Source organism: Faecalitalea cylindroides ATCC 27803, from assembly GCF_000469305.1.
Classification (GTDB): domain Bacteria; phylum Bacillota_I; class Bacilli_A; order Erysipelotrichales; family Erysipelotrichaceae; genus Faecalitalea; species Faecalitalea cylindroides.
Genome location: NZ_KI271033.1, coordinates 1 through 7902, shown reverse-complemented (window position 1 = coordinate 7902; position 7902 = coordinate 1). Strand labels below are relative to the sequence as shown.

General features: G+C 32.3%; 8 protein-coding genes and 1 pseudogene. 7 read left to right on the top strand and 2 right to left on the bottom strand.

Annotated features, from left to right (window positions below; translation table 11 throughout):
* The 6 genes and pseudogenes from HMPREF0367_RS10585 to HMPREF0367_RS07890 form a co-directional block, all read left to right on the top strand.
* A pseudogene (locus tag HMPREF0367_RS10585) lies at positions 1-186 on the top strand (DNA/RNA non-specific endonuclease); the annotation flags it as partial.
* A gap of 167 nt (positions 187-353) precedes the next feature.
* Complete coding sequence (locus tag HMPREF0367_RS07910) at positions 354-1187, top strand: PRD domain-containing protein (RefSeq protein WP_035403080.1); 834 nt, start codon at positions 354-356, stop codon at positions 1185-1187.
* A gap of 96 nt (positions 1188-1283) precedes the next feature.
* Positions 1284-2645, top strand: coding sequence for a PTS transporter subunit EIIC (locus HMPREF0367_RS07905; protein ID WP_035403077.1), 1362 nt, complete (start codon positions 1284-1286; stop codon positions 2643-2645).
* Positions 2635-4050, top strand: coding sequence for a glycoside hydrolase family 1 protein (locus HMPREF0367_RS07900; protein ID WP_035403074.1), 1416 nt, complete (start codon positions 2635-2637; stop codon positions 4048-4050). Before HMPREF0367_RS07905 ends, HMPREF0367_RS07900 begins: the two co-directional genes overlap by 11 nt.
* Positions 4047-4493 (top strand): PTS sugar transporter subunit IIA, encoded by a 447-nt coding sequence (locus HMPREF0367_RS07895; RefSeq protein ID WP_051335224.1) that lies wholly within the window; start codon positions 4047-4049, stop codon positions 4491-4493. Before HMPREF0367_RS07900 ends, HMPREF0367_RS07895 begins: the two co-directional genes overlap by 4 nt.
* Before the next feature lie 30 nt (positions 4494-4523).
* Positions 4524-5102, top strand: coding sequence for a hypothetical protein (locus HMPREF0367_RS07890; protein WP_035403071.1), 579 nt, complete (start codon positions 4524-4526; stop codon positions 5100-5102).
* A gap of 36 nt (positions 5103-5138) precedes the next feature.
* Here HMPREF0367_RS07890 and HMPREF0367_RS07885 read toward each other — a convergent pair whose 3' ends face one another.
* Entirely contained in the window at positions 5139-6032 is an 894-nt protein-coding gene (locus HMPREF0367_RS07885; RefSeq protein WP_035403068.1) for a hypothetical protein, read from the bottom strand.
* Positions 6033-6160: 128 nt separating this feature from the next.
* On the opposite strand from HMPREF0367_RS07885, the gene HMPREF0367_RS07880 reads away from it, so the two are divergent.
* Positions 6161-7255, top strand: coding sequence for a helix-turn-helix domain-containing protein (locus tag HMPREF0367_RS07880; protein ID WP_035403065.1), 1095 nt, complete (start codon positions 6161-6163; stop codon positions 7253-7255).
* A 208-nt stretch (positions 7256-7463) separates the two neighbouring features.
* Here HMPREF0367_RS07880 and HMPREF0367_RS07875 read toward each other — a convergent pair whose 3' ends face one another.
* Positions 7464-7658, bottom strand: coding sequence for a hypothetical protein (locus tag HMPREF0367_RS07875; protein WP_035403063.1), 195 nt, complete (start codon positions 7656-7658; stop codon positions 7464-7466).
* Between the last annotated feature and the right edge of the window lie 244 nt (positions 7659-7902).

The window sequence follows — 7902 nt, the reverse complement described above, 5'->3', positions numbered from 1 at the left end:
GAGCATGTTTTATATGAAGTAACCCCGATTTATGAGGATTCATATGACCTGGTTGCTTCCGGCGTTCATATGCAGGCATGCTCCGTGGAAGATGACTGTGCATCTTTGGCGTTCAATGTCTATGCCTATAATGTACAGCCCGGCATTGAGATTGATTACCGTACGGGTGAAAATTGGGAAGAATAAATTTTTACATATTTTGATTGAAAAAATGTAAGCGTTATGATATCTTAAGCATACAAGGTGTTATCGAAAGAGCATTACTTGAAATCTAAAGGGTGTTAAATTATGCAAGACCTAGTACGTTAGTTTTTTTCGTGCAAGGTCTTTTCTTTTGGGAGGTGATGAAACATATGAGAGTTAAAAGCATTTTAAATAACAGTGCACTGATTGCTTTTAGCGAAAAATCTGAAGAATGTGTCTTGATTGGAAAAGGAATTGCCTTTAACAAACGTCCCGGGGATCCAGTTGATGAAACAAAAGCAGAGAAGGTTTTTAATTCCCGTCATGCACGTACTGAAGAGTTGATAGAGCTCCTAGAAGATGTTCCTGAAAAAGTATTTGAAATGACAAACACGATTATACGATACGCTAATCGAAAATTAGGGAAGGATCTTGATTCTGGAATTTATGTGACACTTTTAGATCATATTCATAGCGCTATAGAAAGGACTGCTGAAGGAATTGAATTGGACTTTGGTATGTTGACAGAAGTTCGAATGTTGTATCCAAAAGAGTATAATATAGCTTGTTGGGCTTTGGATTATATTAATGCCACAATGGATATCGATATTCCAATTGATGAAAGCGGATTTATTGTTATTCATATTATTGCAAATGAAACTCCAAACATGGATACAGGATCGACTAAAAAAATCCTTAGAATTACAAAAGATATTACAGATACTATAATGTCTTATTATCAAGTCAAAATGGATACTTCTAGTATTACGTATACAAGATTTGTTACACATGCAAAGTATCTTGCCTTGAGATATATAAAGCATGAACAAATTGAACAAAATGAAGATTCGATCTTTACATTAAATCCAGAGGCAATAGAAAAAACCAAAGATGCAATTCAGGTTCTAAATCAAAAGTTAAAAGAAAAATATGGACAATCGCTTAGTGAATATGAAAAGTTATATCTAACGATTCATATTTGTCGATTATTAAATATTAAATAATCAGAGTGTTACTGATAAGCAGGCAAAATCTGATACATATGGGCTTCGTTTGCCTATTTGTATCGGATTTTTCTTTTTAAATGACAGGAGGAAAGTATGAAATACGAAGAACTAAGTAAACAAATTATAGAAAAAGTTGGAGGAGTAGAAAATGTGAAAAAAGTCACACATTGTTCTACGCGACTCCGTTTTCAGTTGAATGATCTTTCAAAAATTGATAAAGAAGGACTAAAAAATATACCAGAAGTGCCAGGGATCAAGGACCAAAAAGGAGGCATTCAGGTTATTATTGGACAACAAGTAGATGACGTATATGAAACCATTACAAAAGTTTATACTTTTGAAGAAAAGCCTACAGATATTAATCAAAAGCAGGAAAAAGAAAAAAATCCATTTGTTCGATTTATGAATTTATTAGCGGATTGTTTTGTGCCTTTGATTCCAGTCTTAATTGCAGCAGGCTTGACAAGCGCTATTTCTACATTAATTTCTACTTTTGGCTGGTTGGATACAGAAGGAACAACTTATCAAATTATTGATTTGTTAGCTGATGCTCCTTTATATTTTATTCCGTTTATTATTGCTCATTCAGCAGGTAAGCGTATAGGCGTTAAAAATCCATACATGACCATGGCAGTGATTGCGACATTAGTATATTTGAATGTTTCTGGGATTGCTGGAGAAGAAACTTACTTATCTTTCTTTGGATTGCCAATACGTGTAGCAACTTATACAAGTTCTATTGTTCCTGCTTTATTGTGTGTATTTGCTCAGAAATATATTGAATTGGGCATCCATAAAATTACTCCTAAAGCAATTTCTACATTCTTAGAGCCTTTATTAACGTATTTGGTATTATCTGTAATCATGCTTGTTGTTTTGGGCCCAATTGCTGCTTATATTTCTGATGGATTGGCTTGGGTATTGCAAGCAACTGTGAATTCAAATAAATGGTTAGTTTGCGGTATCTTGGGAGCTTTAATGATTCCGTTAATTTCCACAGGTCTGCATTATTCTTTGATGCCTGTTGTAATAGCTAATTTCATGGTTCTTGGCTATGATACTTTTTGGGCAGGTCCAAGTTTTGCTTCCAATATGGCGTTAGCAGGTGCTGTTTTAGGATATGCGTTAGTTTCAAAGAGAAAAGATGTGAAAGAAATTTGTCTTGCGACAGGAACAACGGCTTTGCTTGGTATTACAGAACCTGCTATCTATTCAGTGGCGTTTGTGAATCGCAAGGTGCTCTATTCTTGTTGCATTGCCGGTGGTATAGGAGGATTTCTGTCTGGTTTGTTAGGAGTTAATTCTTATGGTATGGCTCCGGCAGGTTTGACATCAATACCAGTATTGGCAGGACCTACTTTTGTGAATGGGATCATCACTATTATTGTCTCTGTTACTTTGGGATTTGTTATTTCAGTTATTTTAAATAAGGCAGGGAAAAAGGATGTTCAGTAAGGATTTTTTGTGGGGTGGTGCAACAGCAGCCAATCAGATTGAAGGAGCCTATCTTGAAGATGGGAAAGGGCTCTCTACTGCAGATATTCTTCCAGGAAAAATTCGCTTTAAATATTTATTTGAACCTCAAAAAATGATGGAAGAGAAATTTTCTTATTATCCATCACATAAAGCAATCGATCATTATCATCACTATAAGGAAGATATTGCCTTGATGGCGGAGATGGGTTTTACATGTTATCGTCTCAGTATTTCCTGGCCACGTATTTTTCCGACTGGTATAGAAGAATTACCAAATGAAGCAGGACTAAAGTTTTATGATGATTTGTTCGATGAGTGTATAAAACACGGAATTCAGCCGCTTGTTACTTTGTCACATTTTGAAATGCCACTATACTTGACTGAAGAATTCAATGGTTGGATCGATAAAAAATGTATTTCGCTTTTCGAAAAATATGCCAAAACAGTTTTTGAACGATATAAGAACAAAGTGAAATATTGGCTGACATTTAACGAGGTTAACTCTGTAACAAAACTTCCTTTTCATTCTGGAGGAACCATAGTTCCAAAAGGGGAAAATGTTGATCAATATGGATACCAGATTTTACATAATCAAGCAGTTGCTAGTAGTCTAGCGGTAAAAGCTTGTCATGAAATTATACCAGATGCTCAAATAGGCTGTATGGTTCAGTATTCTCCCGTCTATTCATATTCTTGCCACCCAGAAGATGTTTGGAATTCAATGCTATTGGAAAGAAATCGAGAAACCTTCGCTTTAGAATTGTTTGTGAAAGGTGAGTATCCATATTATGCGAATCGTTTATTCAAAGACCTGGATATTCAGTTGAAAACAACAGAGGATGAATTACAAATTTTAAAAGAAAATCCAGTTGATTTCATTTCTTTTAGTTATTATATGTCCTTAGCTTGGGCAAGAGATGATTTCATTGGAGAAATCACACAAGGGAATCAAATGTCAGGCATTAAGAATCCTTATTTGAAATCTACTGAATGGGGTTGGCAAATCGATCCTAAAGGTTTGCGAATTGCTCTAAATAAATTGTATGATACTTATCGTAAGCCATTATTCGTCGTTGAAAATGGAATTGGTGTTAAAGAAGAATTGGAAGAATGTTCTGTAGAAGATGATTATCGTATTGATTATCTCAAACAGCACCTTTTACAAATTGATGAAGCTATGAAAGATGGTGTTCCTGTCATGGGCTATACCATGTGGTCACCTATGGACATAGTTTCAAATTCTACCGGAGAAATGAGTAAGCGATATGGTTTGATTTATGTCGATGTAGACAATGATGGAAAAGGGACTTTTAAGCGATATCGAAAAAAGAGTTTTTACTGGTATAAACAAGTGATCGAATCAAAAGGAGATGTTCTGAAATGAAAGAAGAATTTGTAAATGTGGTTAAAGGAGAAATAAAAGATATTGATACATGCAGCGATGAAGTTTTTGCGGATAAAGCATTAGGAGATGGTGTATTGATTCTACCACAAGATTATTTAGTGGTATCTCCTTGTGATGGAGAAGTTATTTCTGTCTTCCCCACAAAACATGCAATCTCAATACTTTCGGATTCAGGAGTAGAAATATTGATTCATATTGGTATCGATACAGTAGAATTAGAAGGTAAAGGTTTTGAACAATTAGTTCAGGAACATACAAAAGTCACGAAGTTTGAACCTTTGATGAAGGTAGACTATGATTTGATTCGGAATGAGGGCTTTGATCCAGCGACACTAATGATTTTTACATCAAAAAAAGATATCAAAAAAAAGAACTTAAATAAAATGACAGATCAATATATACCAGTTGTATCGACATTTTAGAACGGGTGACTTTTAGGTGGAGGGCGAGACTTGTTTAAATATTGTCTTTCAATTGCAGGTCGAAGATTTCTAAGAGATGAAGTAGGTATAAAAAAATCTCGAATTGCGGGAATCATGGTTAGTATTTCAGAAGATAAAGATACGGAATATGATTTGGGTGAAAAAGATGTCACTACCTACTTACTCCGAAGAAACATGGCAACTCATCTTTACACTCTTGGATTTTCAGTTTTAGAAAGTCAATACTTCATGGGCCATAAAATGGAGGGAACAGCTTTAAAAAGATCTGACTTTGGAGATGAGACATTCTTGTATGAGATGTGGAAAAAGATTCAAAGGCATCCATTAAACCAAGAGCAAAATCATATCTATAATTGCGATAAAAGCTTAAATCTGAAGAATCAATCGAATGTTAAACTGTTTATTGATTCAAAAGAAACCAGTGATTATCTTATACAAATAGATGTGAAAGAGATGGAAGATCCAATAAAAGTAGATATTATTGGTGATTTTATTGAGACTAATGTTTTCGAAAAACAAGAAGAGATACAAAACGAAGAAGTCAATATTATTAGGTTTATCAATGAAGCATACAAAAAAGAGGACTAGTTACACTAAATCCTCTTTTTGTGTGCAATACTTATATTATTCTATATAGTTATCTAATTCATCTTTTTCAACGAATCTATAACATTTTCGTCCAATATTAGATCGATATATACGATATCCTTTCTGGTTAGGTTGTCTTTCCCAATCGCCAACGAGTATTAATATAGTGGTTTTTGGATCGAAACTTAAATATTTTTCAAGAAAATCATTTTTAGTATTTTCAGAAGAAAATACTATTTCGAATAGTATTGGTTTTGCACCATCTTTGTGTTTTTCTACAGGCAGATCTTCCTTAACAAAAATTGAATCCTTTTCATATCTTATTTTTTCTGCCGAGGCATTAAATCTTCTACCACCCCATAGTACACCAATACCGTTCAAATTTCTGGGATGATAATTCTCATAATTATTCCACCGAAAAAGAACATTATTAACGAATCGAAAGTCAGGGTCATTAACGGTTCCTACATTAATGGTGTCTTCTTCTAAAGAAGAATTGACGATGTATCTGATGTAGTCTTTGATATTGTTCAATCTGGGTTGTCGATTATGAAATTCGATTCGTTGAGCGTGTTCACCATTATTCTCTTCAAAATCTTCATCAATGTCTGGATCTTCGCCAGGAGGATTATTTTCGTTTCCATCCTTTTGATCGAAAAAAATACCATGATTACATGTTGGGGTTCCTGTTCGTAACCCGGCTCTTCTTATTCCTCTCTTGTATTCTGAGCAATTTTCTTTGTTGTGAGCGTTGCTAAAGAAATAATAAGAATATTCCCCGTTATCTAATCTTCTTCTTTGTATTTTCATTTCACACTTACAATCGGGACAGAAAAAGGTGTATTTCTTATGATTCTCAAAGAAATATTTGTTTGCTTCAATGATTTTTTCATTGTCTGTATTACGGTTGATTATAGCTCTATGACTCATTAAGGTCACCTCCTTACATATAATATAACAAAAAAGCGCTTTATAAAGTAACGCAAAAATGTAATATTTTAACTATTTTTAAAATTTGTTCTTATATATATGATAAAATATTAAAAAGGTGGATTTATATGAGTCTGAAAAACTATTTTGAGAATCTTATACATGAGAAAAATATTACTTATGAAACTTTAGCAAAAGAGTTAAAAATTTCATCACAAACTTTATATAATCTTAGAAATGATAATATAAAAAAAATATCTAGAACTCTACTAAAAAGATTATCTGAATATTTGCATGAAGAACCATATTTGATCATTTATAAATCGCTTATCAATAAAGAAATGAGCAAGTATGTCGATGAGGATTCTTTGATATATTTGTGTAAAAAGTATAGTTCTGGTTTAGGGATATATATTAGAAATAGTAAGAAGAATCTTTCGTTTTGCGGAGCATATTATAAACCGAGAACATATTATTCTTACTCTGTAGTTGATGGGTGGAAAAGTTTAGAGATTCAATTTTGGGATGAACAATTTAAATTTGAAAACTCTAATTCTAAGGAAATATTTTTAAATGATAATATATATTATCGTGCTGTATTACAATATGGAATTTCTAAAGTACAGTCTGTAGATGATAAAAATGTGATTAATTATGAAATTACATTTCAAGATGAAACGGTTTATGAAAAAGTAAAAAAATTATTACCTAGAAAAACAGGGTTTAATATAAATTTGATTTTTGAACCAATTGATGAGTCTTTATTTTTTGAAAACATAGTGTCTATTGATGAAAATGATATTCTATTTTTTGAAAACATATATAGATATGCTCATGACCAATATTATTGGAAAAAACAAGTAGCGTCTGATGAATTATGGATTGCAGCTTTTGAATGCAATTTAGCCATAATTCCGTTTGTAGAGCCTAATATAGAATATGCTAGAGCTAGACTTATTCGAAAAGATGAATACCTACGGATAATTGCAGAAGAAGATGAAAAAAAGAGCCCCCAAGAAAAGTTGGCAAAATATTTAGAGCAAAAAATAATGTATCTAAAAAACGGTAATAGAGAAAAAGTGGATTTAGATTATATGGAATATCAATATGTATTACGTCCAATTGATGCGACGATTCATCAATGGTGTTTATCTCTTGAAAAATATAGAATGATAATGGAGTTGTTAGAACCTTTGATTGAAGATTATTATAGAAATATATAGTAATTAATGATAGTCAATAGAAGATACATACCATGTTTTACGATATAAAAATAAATGATTTTATTATGATTTTTTAGACCTAAAATTATATAAGCCAAGGTATGGGCTTATATATTGAAAGTCAAAATGATGAAATAATAAAGATTGATTTACTGAATCTAATATTAAACAAAGAAAAAAGAGAGATTAAAATACCTATTAGGTATTATTAATCTCCTTTTTTTAGTAACCTTTGTAATTCTTCATCAATAAGACGGTTGACCATACCATTAATAGATTCGTTATTCAATTGAGCGCATTGATGTATAAGTGCTTTTTTTCCAATAGGGACTCGAATGCGGATGTTTTCTGTTTTTTCGATTTCGTACTTTCTATTTGCTTTTTTTTGAGCTTCTGTAGTCATAATGTTTTCCTCAATTTAAATATTAAAGAAAAAATAAATAAAAATCAACAAAAAGCTTGATAAATGGTACCATATATATTATAATGATAATGGAAATAGAAAAACACGGCAGTTTCAAAGAGTACCAGTCTTTGGTATGACCTTACAAGTAAACCTCCTGGAACCATTGAGTTCGAATAGTATATAAGAAAAGTTGTTTAACGTTTCCAAAATCGAAAAAATGATAAAATCGGTAACGTTAAAT

Excerpts from the sequence above, each read along its gene's own strand:
- HMPREF0367_RS07910 (WP_035403080.1), top strand. The coding sequence starts at position 354 with ATGAGAGTTAAAAGCATTTTAAATAACAGTGCACTGATTGCTTTTAGC.
- HMPREF0367_RS07880 (WP_035403065.1), top strand. The coding sequence starts at position 6,161 with ATGAGTCTGAAAAACTATTTTGAGAATCTTATACATGAGAAAAATATT.
- HMPREF0367_RS07875 (WP_035403063.1), bottom strand. The coding sequence starts at position 7,658 with ATGACTACAGAAGCTCAAAAAAAAGCAAATAGAAAGTACGAAATCGAA.
- HMPREF0367_RS07885 (WP_035403068.1), bottom strand. The coding sequence starts at position 6,032 with ATGAGTCATAGAGCTATAATCAACCGTAATACAGACAATGAAAAAATC.
- HMPREF0367_RS07905 (WP_035403077.1), top strand. The coding sequence starts at position 1,284 with ATGAAATACGAAGAACTAAGTAAACAAATTATAGAAAAAGTTGGAGGA.
- HMPREF0367_RS07895 (WP_051335224.1), top strand. The coding sequence starts at position 4,047 with ATGAAAGAAGAATTTGTAAATGTGGTTAAAGGAGAAATAAAAGATATT.
- HMPREF0367_RS07900 (WP_035403074.1), top strand. The coding sequence starts at position 2,635 with ATGTTCAGTAAGGATTTTTTGTGGGGTGGTGCAACAGCAGCCAATCAG.